Origin of the sequence: Rahnella ecdela (assembly GCF_019049625.1) — a bacterium.
Taxonomy (GTDB): domain Bacteria; phylum Pseudomonadota; class Gammaproteobacteria; order Enterobacterales; family Enterobacteriaceae; genus Rahnella; species Rahnella ecdela.
Genome location: NZ_JAFMOY010000128.1, coordinates 152,947 through 175,448, shown reverse-complemented (window position 1 = coordinate 175,448; position 22,502 = coordinate 152,947). Strand labels below are relative to the sequence as shown.

Genomic DNA, 22,502 nt, shown 5'->3' with positions numbered 1-22,502 from the left:
TTTCAGGTTAAGGAAACATTCCCTTTCGGTTTAATTTCAGCCTTGCGCGGTCGGACTAACAGCGTTATTCCGGCAGACAGCAACAGCGAGACGGCCATAAAAATAAACGAGGCGGCAGGACTGCCCGTGCTGCCGTTCAGATAACCGACAAACCACGAGCCAAAGAACGAGCCCAGCGCACCCAGACTGTTGATTAACGCCATCGCGCCGCCCGACACATTCTTCGGCAGCATTTCAGGAATGATGGCAAAGAACGGACCGTACGGGGCATACATTGCGGCAGCCGCGACCACCAGTAAACTGTACGAAAGCCAGAAATTGTTTGTGCCAGCTGCCCAGGATCCAAAGAACGCCAGGGCGCCGACCAGCAACAGCGGCCAGACAAACAGTTTACGGTTTTGCATTTTGTCTGATGCCCATGACACCAGGATCATCGCGATGGTCGCCGCCAGATAAGGAGCAGAAGAGAGCCAGCCCGCTTCGACCATGCCCATTGATTTACCATCGCGCAAAATCGACGGCAGCCAGAGCACAAAGCCATACACGCCGATGCTCCAGAAGAAATATTGCAGACAGAGAAAAATCACATTTCTCGAGCGGAAGGCTTCGCGGTAACCGCCGACCGCCTGAATATCTTTCTGTTCTTTTTCCAGCTGCTCGGCCAGGGCTTTTTTCTCCTGCTCACTCAGCCAGCTGACTTCTTCGGGTTTATCTTTGACGCTGAACCACCAGATAATCGCCCAGATCACCGCCGGAATGCCTTCAAAGATAAACATTTCCCGCCAGCCAAACGATTTGATCAGATAGCCGGAAAGCACCGACATCCACAGCACCGTCACCGGATTGCCCAAAATCAAAAACGTATTGGCGCGTGAGCGTTCGGATTTCGTAAACCAGTTACTGATGTACACCAGCATGGCGGGCATCACGGCGGCTTCCACCACGCCGAGCGCAAAGCGGATCACTGCCAGCATCGGGATATTCGTTACCACGCCGGTCAGCGAAGCAAAACCGCCCCACAGCAATAAGCACCAGAAAATCAGCTTCTTAACGCTGCGCCTTTCGGCATAAATCGTGCCGGGGATCTGGAAGAAAAAGTAGCCGAGGAAAAACAGGGCACCGAGCAGGGAAGACATGCCTTTGGTGATGTGAAGATCATCATTGATACCGGCAGCCGACGCGAAACTGAAGTTTGAGCGGTCGACATACGCCAGACTGTAAGTGATGAACACGATTGGCATGATGTACCACCAGCGGCGTGACGCCAGTCTGGTCTTGTTCATAACGGTATCTCCTGATAATGCCTCAGCTTTTCCCGCATTCATGCGAAATCAGCCGCGTAAAACATCCACGTAATGGCGCGTCACGGCGGTTAAATCATCCCCTTCAAGCGGGAATTCGATGCCGCGCGGCACATCCTGAGGCAACATTTTCAACAAAGGTTCCCAGCTGCCATCGCTGTTATCGAGCGCCACGGCGTGCCATTTTCCGGCGCGTTTTTCCGCGGCTTTCACATGCACATATCCGACATGACGTGCCAGACGCTCAGCGGCAATCGCCGGATCCTGTCCGACCCACAGCCAGTTGGCCATGTCGAAAGTCATACTCAATGGCAAATGCAGGGATTCTGCGGCAAACATGAAGGCATTAATGCGCGACAGAATTCCACATTCTGGGGTCTGATCGTTCTCCACTACCAGCTTCACCGGGCTGGATGCCAGCACCACTTTCAGCGGTGTCAGATCCTGACCCGGCTCAAATTCACCGAGAGAAAACTTAATCGTGCGGGCATTCAGAATGCGCGCCTCTTCAAAATATTGTGGTGCATCAGGATTAAGCTCGCCACCTGACAAAAACAGCGGGAAAGGCACCGAGTAAACCGCAAACAACCCGTGCTGCTGAATTTTCTCTGCCAGTGCCGGTAACGTATCCAGCTCCTGCGGGGAGAACAATTCACGGCGGATTTCCACGCCATCGGCCTTTGCAGCCGCAATGACGGAAAGCAGTTCGGCCTGACCACCAAGGTCTTTCACCACGCTGTTGCCGTAGGCGGCGGTGACAATGACGATTTCTCTTTTCATGAACGTTTTTCCCGTGAGGGCGCGCTGCCAGTGAGATGCAGGCAATCATTTCGACACCTCATTTTAGTCAGGAAAATGAGACGTCGTGCCGTTGTTAACGTTTTGTTTCGTTTTATACAACCTAATTGGAACCGGTTCCAGACGACAGAACAAAAGCCCGAAAATATGATCCCGCTCACGAAGAACGGGCAGGAAATCGGAGAAGTAAAAGGGATCAGCGTGCTGCGGTGGACCCGCGTGCGACCAGTTCGCCGGAAAACTCCAGGTCTTTGACCGGCTCAGTATTGCCCTGAATACGGGTCACCAGCTGGCGGAGGGCCGCCACGCCCATATCGTACGTTGGCTGTTTGAGCGTCGTAATGCCCACGCCCGCCAGATCGGCCCACACCAGTTCATCGAAACCGGATAAACCGATGTCCGGCCCCCAGCGGAGATTCAGGCGCTGCATGGCGCGCGCGACCTGTAACGTCAGTGCGCCGTTCACGCACATTACGGCTTTGTGTTTATCCGCGTGGCGCGTCACAAAATCGCGCAGTAAATTGTCCAGCCCTTCCGTGTTATACAGCTCAATTTCACCCTGTTCGCCCGTCAGTTGCGGGGATTGCTGCATACGTTGCAGGAACGTGCGCAGGCGGTCGAAACGGGTATTAACGGTGGCGGGTTCGCTGACGAAAAGCAGTGCCTCGAAACCTTGTTGTACGAGGTGATCGGTCATCAACTGCGTGGCTTCTTCGTTTTTCAGGCCGATGACGTCGCAAGCGAAATTCGCGACTTTGCGGTCGATCAGCACCATCGGTAGATTGGCCTGTTGCAGCGTGGAAATCGCCGCCTCACGCATACCGACGGCGTTCACCACAATGCCGTCCACGCGATAACTGCTGAGCAATTGCAGGTAATGCTTTTCCTGATCCAGCTCGTTGTTGGTATTGCACACCAGCAGCGTCAGCCCTTCCTGACGACACGCAGCTTCAACGCCGCGCATTACATCGACAGAATAGGGATTAGTAATATCGGCGAGAATCAGCCCGATTAACCGCGTCTGACCGCTTTTCAGGCTGCGCGCCATCTGGCTCGGCTGATAATCGAGCAGGGAGATTGCCCGTCCGATGCGCTCTTTCAGCGAATCGGACAGCAGGTGTTGTTCACCGTTGAGATAACGTGAAACGCTGGTCTTACCCGTTTTGGCGGCGCTGGCGACGTCACGTATCGTGGCGCGAACCGCCGCGCCCGGTTCCTGTTTTTTACTCACAGCCTTTCTCCCCTCATGCTTGTCCCACGGAGACTAGCACAGAGTGCCGAAAGGCTGCATCCGCAAGTCAGCGCAAACCTTCCGCCGTTTGCACACCCGAAACCGCTTCGGGCTTCGGTCGACTGCTCAGCGTAAAGGCCGAAATGATCGTCACGCTAAAGGCAATACCGCCGAGGATCAGATAGGTATCGCTGAAACCGATGCGGTCATACAAATTACCGGCAAAGGCGGAAAGGAAGATGGCCGCCAGCTGTTTGGCAAAGTTAAACCCGATCAGATAAATGGTCGCCGAGAACCGGACATCAAAAATCTGCGTGATGTATTTGAACACGCCCACCAGCAGGAAAGGCACTTCCAGCGCGTGCAGCATTTTCAGCAGAATCACTTCAATGGCGGTCGTCGCGAATGATGAACCGACAATGCGGATTGACATAATCGTGCCCGCCAGCAGCAGGGTGTTTTTCGCGCCGATGCGGTTAATAATCCACGGTGAACAGAACATAATCAGTGCGTTACACAGTTCGCCGGCGGTGGTGACGTAGCCGAACATTTCCGTGCCCTGTTGCGGCGAGGCGAAGAACGTTTTGAAGAATGTCGCGAACTGCTGATCAAACACGTCATACACGCAGGCCACGCCAATCACATACAAAATCAGCATCCACAGCTTGCGCTCTTTCAGCAATAAAGCTGCCGTTTTCAGCGAAAATTGCGGCTGATTGGCACCAAGTTCATCCAGAACCTGCGCGTTATTGTTTTCCTGCGGACGGGCAATTAGCAGCAAAATCATCAAAATGATCGCCGCGCCGGATCCCATCCAGAACACGATGTCGGGATTGATGTTAAACAACACGCCCGCCGTCGAGGCGCAAATCCCCCAGCCGAAGCACCCGAACATCCGCGCCTTGCCGTATTCGAACGAACTGTTGCGGCTGACCCTTTCAATGTAAGCCTCAGTCGCGCCTGAACCACCCGCAAACACGAAACCGATATACGCGCCGCCGAGAATGGCGCCGAGCACAATATTCAGTTTTAACAACGGTGCGAAAACGTAAATGAAGAACGGCGCGAACAGGAACAGCAGCACGGCGATGATCCACAGCAGGTGTTTTTTCAGGCCAAGCTTGTCAGAAATGATGCCGAAAATCGGCTGAAACAGAATGGCAAACAGCGACATGCTGGAAAATACGATGCCGGTTTCCGTTTTACTCAGGCCGATAATGTCTGAAAGCCAGATCGGTAAAAACGGATAACAGGTCGCCATAATGAAGAAGTAGAGGAAGAAATAGCTGCCAAATATCCAGAAGTTAGTATTTTTTTTATAGAAACAACGATCGGAAGTTTGTGTAGAGTTCATAGTGATTTCCTTGCCGAAACCATGAAAACCGGCACTTTCGTACCGGCGTTTTTTGTTGTTATCTGATTTCTTCGAAGCCCAGAAGCAGGGCGCTTTCAGGATCCAGCACCGGCAACGCCAGCCCGGCATTTGCCAGCCATTCACCGCTCAGTACCGGCGACTCATGCAGCCACGCCGGTTGCATGCGCATGGTATGACCGCTGCCGCCGCCTTTCAGCAATGCCGGTTCATCAAGCACCGTCACGCGATATCGGGCAGCCGTTTTCAGCCCCGGCACGCGTAATGCACCGGGTAATGACCAGGTGGGCATCGCCAGCTGACTGACCAGGAACACCGCGCGATCCTTGTTTTCGCTGACCACGCCGTTAATCAGCACCGTCTCATCGTGCGTATCCACACGGTACACGTCACCGCTGTGCAGTAGCGGACGCAGCTGCTGATGCAGGCGGGTATATTTCGCAAAACCGGCGCGTTCAGCCTCGCCTTCTTTCACCGGATCCAGCTCAATGCCCATATGGCCGAACAGCGCGGTCAGGCCGCGGAACTCAATGCTGTGCTGGCGCGAGGTGGCGTGGCACAACTTGTTGCCGATGTGCGAGCCCATCACTTCCGGCGGGAAGAAGTAGCTCATGCCGCGCTGGATTTTCTGCCGCTCCAGCGCATCGTTATTGTCGGACGTCCAGAAACGGTGGCTGCGTTTGAGCACCTCAAAATCAATACGGCCACCGCCGGACGCGCAGGATTCAAACTCGATGTGCGGGAAGCGTTCGCCCAGTACATCCAGCAGACGGTAGAATTGCTGCGTTTGTGCCGTCAGCGCCGCGCGACCTTCATGCCCCGGCTGGACGATTTCACGGTTCATGTCCCATTTCACGTAATCGACGTCGTGCTCGCCGAGCAGCCAGCTCATGCGTTCCACCAGATAATCAAAGACCTGCGGATTGTTCAGATCGAGCACGAACTGATGACGCCCGCTCGGTTGCTGATAACCCGACAACGCCAGCAGCCAGTCCGGATGGGCGCGATACAAATCGGAATCCGGGTTAATCATTTCCGGCTCGACCCAGATACCAAATTCCATGCCGAGATTTTTAACGTGGTCGATCACCGGTTTCAGGCCGTGCGGGTATTTCTTCTCATCGAGATACCAGTCACCGAGCGCCGCGCGGTCGTGGTCACGGCCACGGAACCAGCCGTCGTCGATAATGAAGCGTTCAACGCCTAACGCCGCCGATTCTGTCGCCATCTGCATGATATAGTCAGGATCGTGATCAAAATAAATCCCTTCCCAGGTATTGAGATGTACCGGACGCGGTTTTTCGATCGGGAACCGTAAAATCTGCTCACGCACAAAGCGGTGGAATTGCTGGCTCATTTGGTTCAGGCCACTGGCGGAATAACTGGCGTACAGCCACGGCGTTTCCAGCGTTTCGCCTTGTTCCAGGCGCTGTTCGCCGGCGAAATACAACGCTTCGGCCTGTATCAGGCGGCGGCCATCAATTTTGATGTCGGCGCGCAGACGATGGTTGCCGCTCCAGCCCAGATGTATTCCCCAGACTTCGCCCTGTTCTTCGCAGAAACCCGGATGACCGATCATCATCGCCGGGAAATATTCGGAGGACGTTTTGCCGCGGCGGTTTTCCTGAATAATGCCGCCGTGATCCAGCAGCGTGCGGTGCGGCTGAAACTCTTTGATCCAGCGACCATGAAACGCCATCACTTCGGCGGCGCGCTCAGGCAGCGGCAGCGTCACGGCCAGTCGTGTCACCTGATAGGTGCCGGGTGTGAGATTGGTCAGCGCATTGCGCGCCTGCAAAACGCCGCTGTCATCCAGGCGCAATTCGCTGCGAAATTGCAGACCGGCAATCGCGTCTTCGGTGGTGATAAGAAGATGATTTTCGTCGTGTTTAACCTGCGTGGTATTGAACACTGGCGACCAGTCCAGCCCGTCGCGATGGCCTTCCATACCCGGCGTGCCGAAAGAACCGCGTCCTGAATCGACGCTGAAATTTACCGGCGCTTCCACATCAATCCGGCCATTAGGCACGGCGCGGCTCATCGAAATGATGTCATCTGCTGAAAACTCACTAAGGCGGTTTCCCCAGTAAAGAATTTCGGCGTAAGGGGTGCAGCGGACGATCAGGCTGGTATTTCCGCCGGTTAAATGAACAATCTGGTTTTCCATATAATCTCTGCTCCAAACAAAAAATTGCGCTGATAAGACGCAATCAGGTGCAGTAACTATTGATCCGAAACGTTTCGGATGGGAATTGTGAAGACTAAAAACTGTGATATAGGGTGGAAAAATAACCTAAAGGGGAAATATCAGCGCGGTGGATGGGCGGTCACGCCCGCCTGCAATTCGGGTTGCCAGAGAACCTGCAAATTCTTCAGCGGTTCGTTGCGGATCAGCGCCATCGTCATGGTGGCTATTTGTAACCCGACCGCTTCACGCGTGCCCTGACGGATGGCGGTTACGGCCACATCGGGCACGCTGTCGCATGGTAATCCGTCAAAGATAATCAGGGAAACACCACCGCTGAGCAGCAATCCGGCTTCATGCAGTGCCAGTGCTGCGCCTTCGCCGTGCATATTGCAGTCGCAGACAATCGCCGTCGGCGGCAGCGGCAGAGCCAGCAGCGCCTGCGTGGTCTGGTATCCGGCGCGACGGCTCGGGCTGATTTTATGCACGTAATCAGGATTATGCGGCAGCGCGTTTTCGCATAATCCGTCGAGATAACCCTGAAAGCGCTGACCGATAAACGATTGCTGATTGTTTTCGCCGAGAAACGCGATGCGCTGATGCCCGAGCGCAGCGAGATGATCGACTGCCATTTGCATTCCGGCGCGGTTATCAAAATCAAACCAGGCGTAATCCTGCGTCAGACAGCCGCTGCGTCCGAGCGCCAGAAACGGAAAATTACGCTGCTGCAAATCCAGCAGACGCGGGTCATTATCCAGCGTATGCGCCACCAGCATGGCATCGACGCGTTTACTTTCGATGAGTCTGCGCCACGAAAACGTGCCCAGTTCATCCGGCACCAGCAGTAAATCGATTTCGTATTTTGCCAGTTCGCGGGTGATACAACCGACCATTTCGATAAACGCGGAATTGCTTAACGGATGAGAAGTGAAGGGGAAAATGAGGCCAACAGCGTCGATCTTACCCATTTTCAACCGGCGCGCGAGGGTGTTTGGCCGGTAGCCTCGCAAATCTGCTGCCGCCTGAACCCGGGCTTTGGTGTCCGCTGAAACGTCATCGTAACCGTTCAGCGCACGGCTGACGGTGGTGACAGAGAGACCGAGATCTTTCGCAATGGCTTTCAGAGACATACTGGCATCCGTTACACAGGTGGGAAGGCACGTGGCGGCAGAATATCACAAACGAGAAAACGGAGCCGAATGGCTCCGTTTTTATCAGGGTACGACAAAATTTACTGCAACGGGCTGAGGGTGATCTCGACGCGACGGTTCTGCGCTTTGCCCGCTTCGGTGCTGTTGGTCGCAATCGGATTGTCCGGGCCAGCGCCGGTGGTATGTACGCGGCTGCCTTCAACACCCTGGGTGATCAGCGCACTGCCCACGCCGTCAGCACGTTGCTGTGACAGTTTCATGTTGAGCGCGCGGGTACCGGTGCTGTCGGTGTAACCGACTACGTTCACGGCAGTTTTCGGATACTCTTTCAGTACCATCGCCACACCGGTCAGCGTGTTAGCGCCCGCCGGTTTCAGCGTGCTGCTGTTGGTATCAAACGTCACATTGTTCGGCATATTCAGCACGATGTTATCGCCCTGACGGGTCACGCTGACGCCGGTGCCTTTCATTTTGTCGCGCAGTTTAGATTCCTGCACGTCCATGTAATAACCTGCACCGCCACCCAGTGCGGCACCGGCTGCTGCGCCGATCAGCGCGCCTTTGCCGCGATCGTGTTTGGAGGAAGACAGCATCCCGACGCCAGCGCCGAGCGCGGCCCCAATACCTGCGCCAATGCCGGATTTCCCTGCTTCTGATTCGCCGGTGTAAGGGTTAGTGGTACAGGCTGACAGGCCCAAAGTGACGCAAAGTACGCCCGCAACCACAAGTAATCTTTTGCTCATCTTATTTCCTTCATGATGTTTTTATTAAGAACTTTACCGCTGCATTATGACTGCCTGCTTTCCAACAAGTTGCACAGAAAAAGGTGTCAAAACATAAACAAATGCAACGAGAGGACATCTGTCCTGCGGCGTTCTGGCGCTCTTTATGCGCAATTTTGCGGTGTTAAGCAGTAGGAGAATTCCGGATATCCCTTTTTGTATTTTTACTCATTTCAGGAACTTATTCCGAAAGCGGCTGGAACCAGCGCAGGATAAAGGTTGGTAAGTCAGTGCCGGGATGGCGGGTACGGGCGGATATTTCAAACTTTTCTTTATGATAGAACGCCACAGCCCGGTGGTTTTGCTGATAGACCTCCAGTAACAGTACCGGGTATTCCTCTTTAGCCGCTGCCATCAGCCGCTGCGCGGTGCCGTCGCCGTAGTGAGATTCTTCAACAAACAGCGCACCGATAAACTGCTGATTCATTACGCCGATAAAGCCGCAAATTTCATCATTTGTACTGCAATCGACCCAGACGCGGGCTTTGGGCAGAAAATCTTCCCTGACCATTTGCAGACTTTCAAACCAGTACGAATCGGCAATAAAAGGATGGGAAAGTAATGAGCTACGCAGCCAGAGCATCAAAATGGCTTCAGTGTCGGCGGACTGCGCAGCGCGGATCATAACGGCTGATTCGCGGGATGGCAGAAGCAATAAGACTGATGATCGTTCACCAGTCCGGCGGCCTGCATAAAGGCGTAACAAATCGTGGATCCGATAAATTTAAAGCCTTTCTTTTTCAGCGCCTTGGACATCGCATCAGACACCGTCGTTTTCGCCGGAACGCCTTCCGGTCCGGGCGGATTATTGATGACCGGATGGCCGCCAACAAAATTCCAGATGAACTCAGAGAAGCTTTCACCGCTGGCTTCCATCGCCAGATATGCTTGTGCGTTGCCGATAATGGCTTTGATTTTGCCTCGGTGGCGAATAATGCCCGCGTCGAGCACCAGACGCTCCACATCCTCATCGGTCATTTTCGCGATGCGTTTGGGGTCAAAATTGTGGAAGTTCTGACGATAATTCTCACGTTTTCTCAGCACGGTAATCCACGACAGCCCCGCCTGCTGGCCTTCCAGGCAAAGCATTTCAAACAATTCGCGGCCATCCAGGACCGGAACGCCCCATTCTTTATCGTGGTATTCGAGGTAAACCGGCTCTTTCGAAACCCAGCTGCATCGGGTAGTCGCCATTCTGTTGTCCTTATAAGAGGCTTAAATGCGTGGCGTCAGTGTGTGACTTCTCGGATAACTCTGCAACGTCGCAATTTCTAAATCTCTGCCTTGACGCTGGTCGGATCTGAACAATATTTAAAGCCAATCATTACGTAATCCTTACGTTAAATCCTAGCGCGACCACGCCGATTTTTTAGGGAAATCACACTTATGACCGGCAACAAAATTTCTGTCTTGCGGCTGACGAAAGGGGCTTTCGCGGTGGCGTTGTGTCTTGGGTTACAGACAACGGCACAGGCTTACGATCAGCTTTATGTTTTCGGCGACAGTCTCAGTGATACCGGCAATATTGGCCGCTGGACTTATGACAGCAATATCCATCCGCTCTATGACGAAATACTGGCGAAAGACTTCGGTACGACGTTAACGCCTTCTTCACAGGGCGGACTGAACTATGCCGAAGGCGGCGGTGTTGCGGTGCCGGGGCTGGATTCTGACTACACCACGCAGGATCAGGTCAAAAATTATCTGGCCTCCACTGGCGGTAAAGCCGATCCGAACGGGCTGTATATTCACTGGATTGGCGGCAATGATCTGGCGGCGGCCGCGCTCAGCCTGAACCCTATCACGGCGTTACAAATTGCCACCAACAGCGCCACGCAGGCCGCGTCTCAGGTGAATGATTTACTCAAAGCAGGTGCGGGAACGGTTGTCGTACCGACGGTGCCCAATATCGGCCTGACGCCGGTGCTGATGGAGAGCGTGATCCAAATCGGATTACTGCCGGTGCAGCAACAGGCGCTCGAAGCGGCTTATGCCTATCTGAATGCGCAAAACACGCCGAACGCGGATGCCCGTACCGAAGCCATTCACAACGCACTGGCTGCTGCTGCGGTGGAAGGTTCGCGCATTCCGCTGGTGCAGGACACTATCGCCAAAGGGCTGGCAGTGGCGTATGACACCTTAAAAGTGGCGGCGGGCGGCCTGACAGAGACCTACAACACCACTGAGGATATTGCGCTGGCGAAAACCGGCGGCAATATTGCGCGCGTGGATATCAACGGACTGTTCAATGAAGTGGTGGCGGATCCGATGATGTACGGATTTGCCAATACGGCAGGCACTGCCTGTCCGGTCGGGACATCTGCTTCCGAATGTACCTCCGGTATGCCGGGCTTCGACGCCAGTAAATCGTTCCTGTTTGCAGACCATTTCCACCCGACACCGCAGGCACATGCGCTGATCGCGCAATACATGCAGTCGGTGCTCAACGGGCCGCTGGAAGTCACGGCGCTGAATCAGGGATCGCTGGCACTGACGAGAAATACACAAGGATTGCTCGACAGCCGCTATCAGCAGTTACGCACGCAGGATAACGATGCCGGTACTTTTGGCATGTTTGGCGGTTACGCCGGACAAAGCGCTGACAGCAAAATGAATCCGTCACTGGGCGACGGCGATTTAACCTCTAACTCGCTCAATATCGGGATGGATTATCAGATGACCGATCGGTGGATGATCGGGCTGATGATTTCCGGTTCAGACGACAAACAGGATCCGACCGACCATTACAGCTACCGTACACGTGGCAAAATGGCGACGGTATTTACGGGCATCAAAATCGCCGAAAACGGCTGGATCAACGGCGATTTACATTATGGATCGCTCAACTATGACGACATCAAACGCAGTATCACGCTCGGGCCGGTGACCCGTACCGAACGCGGCGATACCGATGGCAAACAGATGGGCGGGCGCGTCACGGCTGGCTGGGATTTCCCAATTTTACCGGTACTGAAAACCGGTCCTGTGGCGCAGTACAGCTGGGATTACAGCAGTATCAACGCTTATAACGAACAGGGCGACACCAGCACCTCAATGCGCTTTGGCGACCAGACATCCCATTCACAAATCGGCGCGCTGGGCTGGCGGCTTAATGCACAACTGGGCATCGTCAATCCGTATGCTCAGGTCACCTACGACCGCCAGTTTGGCGATGATACCTACACCGCCACCGGCGCAATCAAATCCACCCGCACCCGCTTCAGCCGCACCACCGGCGAGCAGGACAACGACTGGGTGGATATGACCGCAGGCCTAAACGTGCAGATAACCCACAGCGTCTCGGCTTTTGCCGCTGTTTCGCAAACTACCGGTCTGGATTCCGGCGAGCAGACTTCCTATAACGCCGGGATCAGCGCGCGGTTTTAACGGTAAAAGGGGCAATCAGCCCCTTTAACTTTCCGAAAATTCTCGCTGAAACCTAAACACTGCCTCTCCGTATGCCTTAGTTGCCTGATTCTGGCTGATTATCTTCCGTTCAGCGGGTATACTGTCGGACTCTCTTTAAACCCACTTTCTCGCGTGCGAATCCAACATGCAAAAGTTTGATACCAAGACATTTCAGGGCCTGATCCTGACACTGCAAGATTATTGGGCGCAGCAGGGCTGCACCATTGTTCAACCGCTGGATATGGAAGTCGGCGCGGGCACCTCGCACCCGATGACAAGCCTGCGCGCACTCGGCCCTGAGCCTTTTGCGGCAGCGTACGTCCAGCCTTCACGCCGTCCGACCGATGGGCGCTACGGCGAAAACCCAAACCGCCTGCAGCACTATTATCAGTTCCAGGTGATGATTAAACCTTCACCGGAAAACATCCAGGAGCTGTACCTCGGCTCGTTGAGAGAGCTGGGTCTTGACCCGCTGATCCACGATATCCGCTTCGTTGAAGATAACTGGGAAAACCCGACGCTCGGCGCCTGGGGTCTCGGCTGGGAAGTGTGGCTGAACGGCATGGAAGTGACGCAGTTCACTTACTTCCAGCAGGTCGGCGGCCTGGAATGTAAACCTGTGACCGGTGAAATCACTTACGGTCTGGAGCGTCTGGCGATGTACATCCAGGGCGTGGACAGCGTTTACGATCTGGTCTGGAGCAACGGTCCGCTGGGCAAAACCACCTACGGCGACGTATTCCATCAGAACGAAGTTGAGCAATCGACTTATAACTTCGAATACGCCGATGTCGATTTCCTGTTCACCTGTTTTGAACAGCACGAGAAAGAAGCGCAAACCCTGCTGGCTCTCGAAAAGCCACTGGCACTGCCAGCGTACGAACGCATCCTGAAAGCAGCCCATTGCTTCAACCTGCTCGACGCGCGTAAAGCGATTTCTGTGACTGAACGTCAGCGCTACATTCTGCGCATCCGTACCCTGACTAAAGCGGTAGCTGAGGCGTACTACGCTTCCCGCGAAGTGCTGGGCTTCCCGATGTGCAAAAAGAACGAGAAGTGAGATAAGTCCATGACTGAAAAAACATTTCTGGTGGAAATCGGCACGGAAGAACTGCCACCGAAGGCTCTGCGCAGCCTTGCTGAATCTTTTGCAGCTAACCTGACTGCGGAGCTGGATGCGGCGAATCTGCCACACGGCGAAGTTAAGTGGTTTGCAGCACCGCGCCGTCTGGCGCTGAAAGTCTCCGGCCTGCATGAATCTCAGGCTGACCGCGAAGTTGAAAAACGTGGCCCGGCTGTGGCGCAGGCGTTCGATGCTGAAGGTAAACCAAGCAAAGCCGCTGAAGGTTGGGCTCGCGGTTGCGGTATCACCGTTGATCAGGCCGATCGTCTGGTCACCGACAAAGGTGAATGGCTGGTGTATCGTGCGCACGTCAAGGGTGAAAGCGCCCAACAACTGCTGCCTGCGATGATCGCGGCCTCTCTGGCTAAACTGCCTATTCCTAAACTGATGCGCTGGGGCGATTCTGACATACAGTTTGTGCGTCCGGTTCACACCGTGACTCTGCTGTTAGGTGATGAACTGATCCCGGCGAAAATCCTCGGTATCGATTCTGCCCGCACCATTCGCGGTCACCGCTTCATGGGCGAGCCTGAATTCACGATTGATAATGCCGATCAGTATCCGCAAATTCTGCTGGAGCGCGGTAAAGTCATCGCTGATTACGAGCAGCGTAAAGCGCTGATCAAACAGGATGCCGAGAAAGCAGCGAAAGAGATTGGCGGTATCGCTGATCTGAGCGAAAGCCTGCTGGAAGAAGTCGCGTCTCTAGTTGAATGGCCGGTGGTGCTGACCGCAAAATTCGAAGAGAAATTCCTGGCAGTTCCGGCTGAAGCGCTGGTTTACACCATGAAAGGCGACCAGAAATATTTCCCGGTGTACGACGCCGCGGGCAAACTTCTGCCGAACTTCATCTTTGTGGCCAACATCGAATCGAAAGATCCGCAGCAAATCATTTCCGGTAACGAGAAAGTGGTGCGTCCGCGTCTGGCTGATGCCGAATTCTTCTTCAATACCGACCGCAAAAAACGTCTCGAAGATAACCTGCCGCGTCTGGAAACCGTACTGTTCCAGAAACAGCTGGGTACACTGCGCGACAAAACTGACCGTATTCAGGCGCTGTCCGGCTGGATCGCTGAGAAAATCGGCGCCAACGTTGAGAACGCTAAACGCGCCGGTCTGCTGTCAAAATGTGACCTGATGACCAACATGGTCTTCGAATTCACCGACACGCAGGGCGTGATGGGCATGCACTATGCGCGTCACGACGGCGAGCAGGAAGAAGTCGCGGTTGCACTGAACGAACAGTATCAGCCACGCTTTGCGGGCGACGAATTACCGGCCTCGCTGGTGGCGTGCGCGCTGGCAATCGCAGACAAAATGGACACCCTGGCCGGTATTTTCGGTATCGGTCAACATCCGAAAGGTGACAAAGACCCGTTCGCACTGCGTCGTGCAGCGCTGGGTGTTCTGCGTATTATCGTTGAGAAAAACCTTTCGCTCGACCTGCAAACCCTGACCGAAGAAGCGGTGCGTCTGTATGGCGACAAGCTGACTAACGCCAAGGTTGTCGATGAAGTGGTTGATTTCATGCTCGGTCGTTTCCGTGCGTGGTATCAGGAAGAAGGTCACGCTGTCGATACCATTCAGGCTGTGCTGGCACGTCGTCCGACCAAACCGGCAGATTTCGATGCGCGTGTGAAAGCGGTGAGCTACTTCCGTACGCTGGACGAAGCGGCAACGCTGGCTGCGGCCAACAAACGTGTATCCAACATTCTGGCGAAATCGACAGACGTTCTGCTGGATCATGTTCACGCATCTGTGCTGAAAGAACCCGCTGAGCTGAAACTGGCAACGCATCTGGTGGTTCTGCGCGACAAACTGGAACCGCTGTTTGCGGCCGGTGAGTACAAAGAAGCGCTGGTGGAACTGGCTGCGCTGCGCGAAACCGTCGATACGTTCTTTGATACCGTAATGGTGATGGATGAGAACGAAGCGGTGCGTATCAACCGCCTGACGTTGCTGTCTAAACTGCGTGAGCTGTTCCTGCAAGTTGCGGATATTTCGCTGCTTCAGTAAGCAGTTGACTTTTTAAAGTCAAAATCAAAGTCAAGGTCGTGGGCATCGGCCCACACCGACCAGAGGGAGAATAAACCTTCTCCCTCTGGACTCCCGCGTTTTCTCACAGCGCGCTCTGCTCGCTGACTATGTTTCAGCTGCCGTGGCGACAGCCGCAAAATTCCGCCGCTGCGCGGAGCCCTCCGTTCGGGTTACAACCCGCGTAAAAAGACACGCGGTTTTGCACCTCTCCTCCGGCGGTATTTTGGAACCGGCCTCAGGCTTTGACTTCACAACCTTACTTTCTTTATTTTTTAAAAAGCTGCGGGCCAGTGTGGGCGGCGAGCCCGCGGTGTTGCTCCTGACCTTGAACTTCAAATTTAAAACTTTTCTACGCTTTTTTAAAAAGCGTTCTCTCCCCAATTGTTCTATCCTATAACCCGCATGGAATGCACAGCATCGGCAGGGAACTGGCCGGAAGAAGAACATTGAAATCAGGAGTCAGGACTCATGGCTGTAGGGATCAGAAGCGGTGTATTTTCTCGCTGGCTGGCGCCGTTTATCGCATTGCTGGTGGTTTTCCAGCTCACTGCATGTGGCGATAAAGAACCGGAACAACGCAAAGCCTTTATCGATTATTTGCAAAATACCGTCATGCGCAGCGGGCAAAACCTGCCTTCGCTGAGTGAAGATCAGAAGCAACGTTTTGGTAATTACGCGAATGACTACGGCATCATCCTGTCGTTCTCCCGCCAGATGAAAGGTGCCGTTGAAGGCAGCCTTGTCCCGGTGGTCAGCGCGATTGGTCAGGTGCGTAGTCCGCAGGATTACATGACCCAGCGCAGCGCGTTGCAGCAGGCAGCCAGCACGCTGAGCATGCTGAATGCACAGTTGCGTGACTCAAAAGTGAAAGCTGATACTGCAATGGCCGCACTGAAACAACCGGATGATCTGAAAGCGGTTTATGGTCAGGTGTACAACACTGTGGTAACCCAGCCGGCGAACGTGCTGACTCCGCTGGTGCCAGCGCTGCAAAGCTTCACGCAGGATATCGTCTCTGTCGGTGATTACCTGCAACAGCAGGGGACTCAGGTCGCTTTCGCCAATGGCGGCGTACAGTTCCCGACGCAGCAACAGGCCACACAGTACAACACGATGATGTCAAATCTGGTCGGCAAACAGCAGACATTGCTTCAGGCGCAAAAAGTCGCCCAGGGCGATTTCAGCAACTAAGCCAGATTAAGATGTGATATACAGAAGCCACGCTCAAATGCGTGGCTTTTTTATTTCTTAAAACCAAACGCAATAAGGCAAATCAGAGGGAGATCACAAATTACGATAATAATAAAAAATCCCGTTTTGTGGTTTAATTCACAAACAGCCTGTTGCGTGATGTCATAGTTTATGAAAATTACGTTTTTCGTGTGATCTCTGTCGTATTATATTATCTCTATTCATTTTTTTATAATGCAGTTCACAAATTCTTGTCGGTTTGATTAAATTCATTTCAGAGAATATGCTCCTGAATATAAATACTCATTGATATAAATAAGGATGAATAATGCCATCATTAATGGATTTTTTCGATCGTGAAAGTATTGCGATATATTCATCCGCTGACGACTGGTCTCAGGCGATAGATTTATCAATGAAGAATATTCTGGAAAGAAAATATATTACACCAGATTACATTCAGGCGATTAAAGACACTACCCGCGAAATTGGCCCTTATTATTTACTCGCCCCCGGTATTGCTATGCCTCATGCAAGGCCGGAATGCGGGGCGCTGCACACGGCGCTGAGCTTTACGCTGCTGCGTCAGGGTGTCAGCTTTGACGCAGAAAGCCCGCCGGTTCGTTTGCTTATCGGATTAGCCGCGAAAGATTCTGATTCACACATAGAGGCGATTCAGGCGTTAAGTGAAATTCTTTGCGAAGATGAAGTTATTGATGAATTACTCAATTCAAAAAACACTGAGGAATTAATTAATATCATTCAGCGTTATTAGTTTTATCCTAACACCACACAGGATTTTAATATGGCTAATAAATCAATGCGCGCCAGAGTGCAGGCTTTTGGCGGCTTTCTCACTGCTATGGTTATTCCCAATATAGGTGCGTTTATTGCCTGGGGTTTTATTACTGCGTTATTTATCCCAACCGGATGGACACCCAATCCGCACTTCGGCCAGCTTGTCGGGCCAATGATCACTTACTTGTTGCCGCTGATGATCGGTTCTACCGGCGGGCATTTGATTGGTGGAAAACGCGGTGCCGTGATGGGCGGAATTGGTACGATGGGGGTGATTGTCGGGGCTGACATTCCGATGTTTATCGGCGCGATGGTGATGGGGCCGCTGGGCGGATATGTCATCAAAAAGGTCGATAAACTGCTGGAGAAGCGCATTCCGGCGGGCTTTGAGATGGTCATCAATAATTTCTCTCTCGGCATTCTCGGTATGCTGCTTTGTCTGCTGGCGTATGAAGTGATCGGCCCGGCGGTGATGGCGGCCAATAACGTGGTGAAAGAGGGGATTGAAGCGCTGGTGGCGACCGGTTATCTGCCGCTGCTGTCAGTGATTAATGAACCGGCCAAAGTGTTGTTCCTGAACAACGCGATCGACCAGGGCGTTTATTATCCGCTGGGAATGCAGGACACCGCCGTTGCCGGAAAATCGATTTATTTCATGGTGGCCTCCAATCCCGGCCCCGGTCTGGGCATCCTGCTGGCGTTTTCGCTGTTCGGCAAAGGGCTGAGCAAAAAGTCCGCGCCCGGCGCGATGATCATCCATTTTCTCGGCGGTATCCACGAGCTGTATTTCCCGTATGTGCTGATGAAACCGCTGATGATTATCGCCATAATTGCGGGCGGTATGACCGGTATTTACATCTTCGAACTGTTTGGTGCGGGGCTGGTGGCGGGGCCAAGTCCGGGTTCTATTTTTGCCTATCTGGCGCTGACGCCGCGCGGGGGCTTTATGGGAACCTGCGCGGGCGTTCTGGCCGGAACCGTCGTTTCTTTTGTCGTTGCCTCCGCCATTCTGAAATTCGATAAATCCCCTGCGGAGGACGGTTTTGCAGATTCTCAGGCCGCCAGCAAAAAGCGCAAAGCCGAAGGCAAAAGCGGGATGCAGCCTGTTGCGGCCAGTATCCGGTTAATTGCCTTTGTGTGCGATGCGGGAATGGGCTCGAGCGCGATGGGTGCGACGACGTTTCGTAAAAAGCTGCAAAAAGCCGGTTATGAAATCGAAGTGAAGCATTACTCCATCGAAAACATTCCCGCCGATGCCGACATTATTGTGACCCACGCCAGCCTCGAAGGCCGCGCTCAGCGTGTGACCGACCAGCCACTGATTCTGATTAAAAATTATCTCGGCGATCCGGCGCTCGATGCGTTGTTTGCCGACATCACTTCCCCGGTCCAGCAAGGAGCAACAGCATGAAAACCAAAGTCGCCGCCATCTACGGTAAAAAAGATGTAAGACTCCGCGAGTTCGAACTGCCGGAAATCACCGATGACGAACTGCTGGTGAGCGTGGTGTCAGACAGCGTTTGCCTGTCGACCTACAAAGCGGCGTTGCTGGGTGGTGAGCATAAACGCGTGCCGGAAGATATCGCCGATCATCCGGCGGTGACCGGGCACGAATGCGCGGGCGTGATTGTGCAGGTGGGCAAAAATCTCAGAAACCGTTTTGAAGTGGGAAAACGTTTCGTGCTGCAACCGGCGATGGGGCTGCCGAGCGGATATTCCGCCGGATACAGCTACGAAACCTTTGGCGGTAACGCGACGTACATGATCATCCCGAAACTGGCTATCGACCTGGGCTGTGTTCTGCCGTACGAAGGGCGCTATTTCGCCGCCGCGTCGCTGGCCGAACCAATGTGCTGCATTATCGGCGCGTATCACGCCAGTTATCACACGACGCAATATGTCTATGAGCATCAGATGGGCATCAAAGCGGGGGGGAATCTGGCGCTGCTGGCCTGCGCGGGGCCGATGGGCATTGGTGCGATTGATTATGCAGTCAACGGCGATGTGCGTCCGGCGCGGGTTGTGGTGGTGGATATCGACGAACAGCGGCTGGCGCGCGCAGAACAGCTTCTGCCGGTAGCGATGGCGGCAGAAAAGGGCATCGAACTTTTGTATATCAACAGCAAAACGTTGTCTGATCCGGCAGCGGCGTTGCGCGAAATGACCGGCGGCGCAGGTTTTGATGATGTCTTTGTTTTCGCGGCCGTGGCGGAAGTTATTGAACTGGGCGATGCGCTGTTAGGTGAAGACGGTTGCCTGAATTTCTTTGCCGGACCGACTGACAAAAACTTCAGCGTTCCCTTTAATTTCTACAACGTTCACTACGGTTCTACGCACATTGTCGGCACATCCGGCGGTTCGACCGGTGATATGGAAGAGGCGCTGGCGCTGACGGCAGCCGGACGAATTCAGCCTTCTTATATGATAACGCACATTGGCGGACTGGACGCCGTACCGGAAACCGTCCTCAATCTGCCGCATATTCCGGGCGGTAAAAAGCTTATCTATAACGGTATTTCCCTGCCGCTGACAGCCATTGAGGATTTTGCAGAATTAGGCAAAACCGATCCGCTGTTTGCCTTGCTGGCGGAGCGAGTGGCACCGACGCACGGCGTCTGGAATGAGCTGGCCGAGCAGGTGCTGCTGAACCATTTTGGTGTTTCTACCGGGCTGTAATATCATCGGTTCTCCTCATTAATGACGGCGTTTAAGGGAAGGATGACTGTATTCACTGAAGATCAGGTGCTGGAGACGCTCTCCGGCCAGACGAACCTCAATGATTTTCTGCATGCCGCGAATGCCATTTTGCTCAGCGGCATAAAACAGTTCCTTCCCCACCTTTTTATCAATAATGACGAGGATATCCGCGAGTTTGCCGTAAAGCCTTTACTCGCTAAATCAGGCCCGCTGGACAGTATAGATGTGTCCCTGAGGCTGATTTATGCGCTGGGAAAAATCAAAAAACCGGTCTATGCAGATATTTTGCTGTTTTCTCAGCTGGACGAGCACCTGAAAGCAGGGGCAGAAATTGTGGAATTTCATGAAGAAACCGCTTATGAATTTATCCAGAATTTGAGCTGTGTGACGGAGAACACGCTGATGTTCCAGTCTGTCGGGAAAATGAAGTTTGCCGGTTTTGAAACTTTCAGTAAGGCGCGTTACGGTAATCTGGTGAGGACGGCACTGTCGCTGGCAGTGACGGATTTACTCAAGGAACTGACTTATGAACGTGACGCTGACCATTAACGGACTGACCACGCAGGCTTATTTTCCCGACCAGGATATTGAACAGCTACACCTCCCCCTTCTGCACCGTTTTTCCTTACAGCAGCGCGAGCTTAACCGGCCTTTGGTGGTGTTTCTGGTCGCGCCTCCCGGCACAGGTAAATCGACACTTTCCGCTTTCTGGCAAAAGCTCTCCCATGAATCGCCGGATTTAGTCCCTTTGCAGACCCTGCCGATGGACGGTTTTCATCATCGCAACGACTGGCTGGAAACACATAACTTACGTCAGAAAAAAGGTGCGCCCCACACGTTTGATGTCACGAAACTGCGCGACGCGCTGATGGCATTACGCGAACCGGGAAGCCGTTGGCCTGAATACAGCCGCACGCTGCATGAACCGGTCGAAGGGGCGATTCATGTGACTGCGCCCATTCTGATTGTTGAGGGGAACTGGCTGCTGCTCGGCGATGACGGCTGGCGGCAACTGGCAGAATATTGCGATCTGAGCGTCTTTATTCGTGCCAGTCCGGACGTGCTGCGCGGCAGATTAATTGATCGAAAAATTCGTGGTGGTGTGACGCCTGCACAGGCCAGTGATTTTTACGCTGCGACGGACGAGCCCAATGTGGCGCGGGTTCTGACGGGGAGTCGCCCGGCAGATATCACCCTGCGCATGTCGGGCGATGGCGCTTATCATTTTGAGTGATGGTTACGTCGGGATTTATAAAAAATGACAATTTTTCGCCTGCAAAGCTGGCTGAATTCCTCTACTTTTGAAGGCAACTGTCCGTTTTTCCCCGTATTTCACTTTAAGGATTTTTGATGAAACGTCAGACGATGACTCTGTTGGCTTCTCTTGTGCTGGCTCCGACGCTGGCTTTTGCTGCCGACAGCGCAACCGCAGATTTCACCCCGGCGCAGCAGGAAGCCATTGGTAAAATTGCGGCGGATTACATGTTGCAGCATCCGGAAATTCTGGTGCAGGTCAGCCAGAAATTGCAGGCACAGCAGGCGGATCAGCAACAACAGCAAACCCTGAGCGCAGTGCTGGCCAATTCCAAAGCGCTGGTGAATGATCCTGCGACCCCAAGCTATGGCCCGAAAGATGCCAAAGTGGCGTTCGTGGAATTCTTCGATTACCAGTGTCTGTATTGCAGCCACATGGCACCGCTGGTCGAGCAGACGGTGAAAGCCAATCCGAACGTACGTTTCGTCTTTAAAGAATGGCCAATCTTCGGTGACCGCTGGAAAGCGTCCATCACTGCCGCAGAAACCGGTATGGCAATCTGGAAAGAAAAAGGTGCTCAGGCGTACTTTGATTATCACAACAGCATTTACCGCACCGGCCATGACGAAGGCAAACTGACCGATGCTGATATCGCGGGCGCAGTGAAAGCTGCGAAAGCCACCGCGCCAACTGACGCACAGCGCAAAGCAACGCACGAAGCCATCGCCTCGAACGATGAACTGGCGCGTACGCTGGGCTTCAGCGGTACGCCTGGTTTTGTTGTGATGCCCACCAGTGGCGCGACCGCGGAAAACACCACCGTGTTGCCAGGTGCCGTGTCTGCTGAAGAATTGCAGGCCGCTATCGTGAAGGCGCAGGGCGGGAAATAATCCCCCGCACATAAACTCAGTAAAATACGGCGGACTGTCAGGCAGTTCGCCGTTTTGCTTTTCTTTCCACTGCCTGTAATTTTATTTCAACATCTCCCCCGTAAACTCGGTTTTCCCTTTCTGAGACACGTCTGAATGCTTTTTAAGCGAAATGCACAAGTCCGCCTAAAAATACTTTGTGATGAATATCACGTTTTAATGATAAAGACTCGTTAACAAATGGTGACTTAAGTCACATTTTTCAGGGTTGTGAGTTCAATTATTCGCCTGTGTAGCTCGGTTA

The 22,502-nt window shown here is 53.6% G+C and carries 19 protein-coding genes; 10 read left to right on the top strand and 9 right to left on the bottom strand.

Going from position 1 to position 22,502, the window contains the following annotated elements; all coding sequences use genetic code 11:
* Window positions 1-2: 2 nt before the first annotated feature.
* The 9 genes from J1784_RS15545 to J1784_RS15505 all read right to left on the bottom strand — a co-directional run bounded on the left by J1784_RS15545 (window position 3) and on the right by J1784_RS15505 (window position 10,014).
* Window positions 3-1,283 (bottom strand): MFS transporter, encoded by a 1,281-nt coding sequence (locus J1784_RS15545; protein WP_217149989.1) that lies wholly within the window; start codon window positions 1,281-1,283, stop codon window positions 3-5.
* 48 nt (window positions 1,284-1,331) lie between these two features.
* On the bottom strand, window positions 1,332-2,081 hold the full coding sequence (locus J1784_RS15540) for a sugar phosphate isomerase/epimerase family protein (protein ID WP_217149988.1): 750 nt from the start codon (window positions 2,079-2,081) through the stop codon (window positions 1,332-1,334).
* Between the two features lie 214 nt (window positions 2,082-2,295).
* On the bottom strand, window positions 2,296-3,330 hold the full coding sequence (locus J1784_RS15535) for a LacI family DNA-binding transcriptional regulator (RefSeq protein ID WP_217149987.1): 1,035 nt from the start codon (window positions 3,328-3,330) through the stop codon (window positions 2,296-2,298).
* 67 nt (window positions 3,331-3,397) lie between these two features.
* Complete coding sequence (locus J1784_RS15530) at window positions 3,398-4,684, bottom strand: MFS transporter (protein WP_217149986.1); 1,287 nt, start codon at window positions 4,682-4,684, stop codon at window positions 3,398-3,400.
* A 58-nt stretch (window positions 4,685-4,742) separates the two neighbouring features.
* Entirely contained in the window at window positions 4,743-6,869 is a 2,127-nt protein-coding gene (locus J1784_RS15525) for an alpha-galactosidase (RefSeq protein ID WP_217149985.1), read from the bottom strand.
* 140 nt (window positions 6,870-7,009) lie between these two features.
* Window positions 7,010-8,017 (bottom strand): LacI family DNA-binding transcriptional regulator, encoded by a 1,008-nt coding sequence (locus tag J1784_RS15520; RefSeq protein WP_217149984.1) that lies wholly within the window; start codon window positions 8,015-8,017, stop codon window positions 7,010-7,012.
* Window positions 8,018-8,118: 101 nt separating this feature from the next.
* A complete protein-coding gene (locus tag J1784_RS15515; protein WP_217149983.1) occupies window positions 8,119-8,781 on the bottom strand; it encodes an OmpA family lipoprotein in 663 nt (220 codons plus the stop codon).
* Between the two features lie 220 nt (window positions 8,782-9,001).
* Window positions 9,002-9,445 carry an N-acetyltransferase gene (locus J1784_RS15510; RefSeq protein WP_217149982.1) on the bottom strand — a complete coding sequence of 148 codons (444 nt, stop codon included), beginning with the start codon at window positions 9,443-9,445 and terminating at the stop codon, window positions 9,002-9,004.
* Window positions 9,442-10,014 (bottom strand): DNA-3-methyladenine glycosylase I, encoded by a 573-nt coding sequence (locus J1784_RS15505; RefSeq protein WP_217149981.1) that lies wholly within the window; start codon window positions 10,012-10,014, stop codon window positions 9,442-9,444. Before J1784_RS15505 ends, J1784_RS15510 begins: the two co-directional genes overlap by 4 nt.
* A gap of 192 nt (window positions 10,015-10,206) precedes the next feature.
* Between J1784_RS15505 and J1784_RS15500 the strand changes: the two genes are divergently transcribed.
* The 10 genes from J1784_RS15500 to J1784_RS15455 all read left to right on the top strand — a co-directional run bounded on the left by J1784_RS15500 (window position 10,207) and on the right by J1784_RS15455 (window position 22,219).
* Window positions 10,207-12,207: an autotransporter outer membrane beta-barrel domain-containing protein gene (locus J1784_RS15500; RefSeq protein ID WP_217149980.1), complete on the top strand. Its 2,001-nt coding sequence runs from the start codon at window positions 10,207-10,209 to the stop codon at window positions 12,205-12,207.
* Between the two features lie 166 nt (window positions 12,208-12,373).
* A complete protein-coding gene (glyQ, locus tag J1784_RS15495; RefSeq protein ID WP_120507875.1) occupies window positions 12,374-13,288 on the top strand; it encodes a glycine--tRNA ligase subunit alpha in 915 nt (304 codons plus the stop codon).
* A gap of 9 nt (window positions 13,289-13,297) precedes the next feature.
* Window positions 13,298-15,367, top strand: coding sequence for a glycine--tRNA ligase subunit beta (glyS, locus tag J1784_RS15490; protein ID WP_217149979.1), 2,070 nt, complete (start codon window positions 13,298-13,300; stop codon window positions 15,365-15,367).
* Window positions 15,368-15,856: 489 nt separating this feature from the next.
* Complete coding sequence (locus tag J1784_RS15485; protein WP_217149978.1) at window positions 15,857-16,579, top strand: DUF3053 domain-containing protein; 723 nt, start codon at window positions 15,857-15,859, stop codon at window positions 16,577-16,579.
* Window positions 16,580-16,907: 328 nt separating this feature from the next.
* Window positions 16,908-17,354 carry a PTS mannitol transporter subunit IIA gene (cmtB, locus tag J1784_RS15480; RefSeq protein WP_217149977.1) on the top strand — a complete coding sequence of 149 codons (447 nt, stop codon included), beginning with the start codon at window positions 16,908-16,910 and terminating at the stop codon, window positions 17,352-17,354.
* Window positions 17,355-17,384: 30 nt separating this feature from the next.
* Window positions 17,385-18,788 (top strand): PTS mannitol transporter subunit IIBC, encoded by a 1,404-nt coding sequence (locus tag J1784_RS15475; protein WP_217149976.1) that lies wholly within the window; start codon window positions 17,385-17,387, stop codon window positions 18,786-18,788.
* Entirely contained in the window at window positions 18,785-20,053 is a 1,269-nt protein-coding gene (locus tag J1784_RS15470; protein ID WP_217149975.1) for a zinc-binding dehydrogenase, read from the top strand. The genes J1784_RS15475 and J1784_RS15470 overlap by 4 nt, the downstream gene beginning before the upstream one ends.
* 42 nt (window positions 20,054-20,095) lie before the next feature.
* Window positions 20,096-20,623, top strand: a complete 528-nt coding sequence (locus J1784_RS15465) for an MltR family transcriptional regulator (RefSeq protein ID WP_217149974.1) — start codon at window positions 20,096-20,098, stop codon at window positions 20,621-20,623.
* Window positions 20,601-21,308 carry a nucleoside/nucleotide kinase family protein gene (locus J1784_RS15460; protein ID WP_217149973.1) on the top strand — a complete coding sequence of 236 codons (708 nt, stop codon included), beginning with the start codon at window positions 20,601-20,603 and terminating at the stop codon, window positions 21,306-21,308. Before J1784_RS15465 ends, J1784_RS15460 begins: the two co-directional genes overlap by 23 nt.
* Before the next feature lie 116 nt (window positions 21,309-21,424).
* Window positions 21,425-22,219, top strand: coding sequence for a DsbA family protein (locus J1784_RS15455; RefSeq protein WP_217149972.1), 795 nt, complete (start codon window positions 21,425-21,427; stop codon window positions 22,217-22,219).
* Window positions 22,220-22,502 lie beyond the last annotated feature (283 nt).

What these genes read in the sequence shown, in the direction of transcription:
- J1784_RS15545 (WP_217149989.1), bottom strand. Translation starts at nt 1,283, where the DNA reads ATGAACAAGACCAGACTGGCGTCACGCCGCTGGTGGTACATCATGCCA.
- J1784_RS15540 (WP_217149988.1), bottom strand. Translation starts at nt 2,081, where the DNA reads ATGAAAAGAGAAATCGTCATTGTCACCGCCGCCTACGGCAACAGCGTG.
- J1784_RS15530 (WP_217149986.1), bottom strand. Translation starts at nt 4,684, where the DNA reads ATGAACTCTACACAAACTTCCGATCGTTGTTTCTATAAAAAAAATACT.
- J1784_RS15525 (WP_217149985.1), bottom strand. Translation starts at nt 6,869, where the DNA reads ATGGAAAACCAGATTGTTCATTTAACCGGCGGAAATACCAGCCTGATC.
- J1784_RS15520 (WP_217149984.1), bottom strand. Translation starts at nt 8,017, where the DNA reads ATGTCTCTGAAAGCCATTGCGAAAGATCTCGGTCTCTCTGTCACCACC.
- J1784_RS15515 (WP_217149983.1), bottom strand. Translation starts at nt 8,781, where the DNA reads ATGAGCAAAAGATTACTTGTGGTTGCGGGCGTACTTTGCGTCACTTTG.
- J1784_RS15510 (WP_217149982.1), bottom strand. Translation starts at nt 9,445, where the DNA reads ATGATCCGCGCTGCGCAGTCCGCCGACACTGAAGCCATTTTGATGCTC.
- J1784_RS15505 (WP_217149981.1), bottom strand. Translation starts at nt 10,014, where the DNA reads ATGGCGACTACCCGATGCAGCTGGGTTTCGAAAGAGCCGGTTTACCTC.
- J1784_RS15500 (WP_217149980.1), top strand. Translation starts at nt 10,207, where the DNA reads ATGACCGGCAACAAAATTTCTGTCTTGCGGCTGACGAAAGGGGCTTTC.
- glyQ (WP_120507875.1), top strand. Translation starts at nt 12,374, where the DNA reads ATGCAAAAGTTTGATACCAAGACATTTCAGGGCCTGATCCTGACACTG.
- glyS (WP_217149979.1), top strand. Translation starts at nt 13,298, where the DNA reads ATGACTGAAAAAACATTTCTGGTGGAAATCGGCACGGAAGAACTGCCA.
- J1784_RS15485 (WP_217149978.1), top strand. Translation starts at nt 15,857, where the DNA reads ATGGCTGTAGGGATCAGAAGCGGTGTATTTTCTCGCTGGCTGGCGCCG.
- cmtB (WP_217149977.1), top strand. Translation starts at nt 16,908, where the DNA reads ATGCCATCATTAATGGATTTTTTCGATCGTGAAAGTATTGCGATATAT.
- J1784_RS15475 (WP_217149976.1), top strand. Translation starts at nt 17,385, where the DNA reads ATGGCTAATAAATCAATGCGCGCCAGAGTGCAGGCTTTTGGCGGCTTT.
- J1784_RS15470 (WP_217149975.1), top strand. Translation starts at nt 18,785, where the DNA reads ATGAAAACCAAAGTCGCCGCCATCTACGGTAAAAAAGATGTAAGACTC.
- J1784_RS15465 (WP_217149974.1), top strand. Translation starts at nt 20,096, where the DNA reads ATGACTGTATTCACTGAAGATCAGGTGCTGGAGACGCTCTCCGGCCAG.
- J1784_RS15460 (WP_217149973.1), top strand. Translation starts at nt 20,601, where the DNA reads ATGAACGTGACGCTGACCATTAACGGACTGACCACGCAGGCTTATTTT.
- J1784_RS15455 (WP_217149972.1), top strand. Translation starts at nt 21,425, where the DNA reads ATGAAACGTCAGACGATGACTCTGTTGGCTTCTCTTGTGCTGGCTCCG.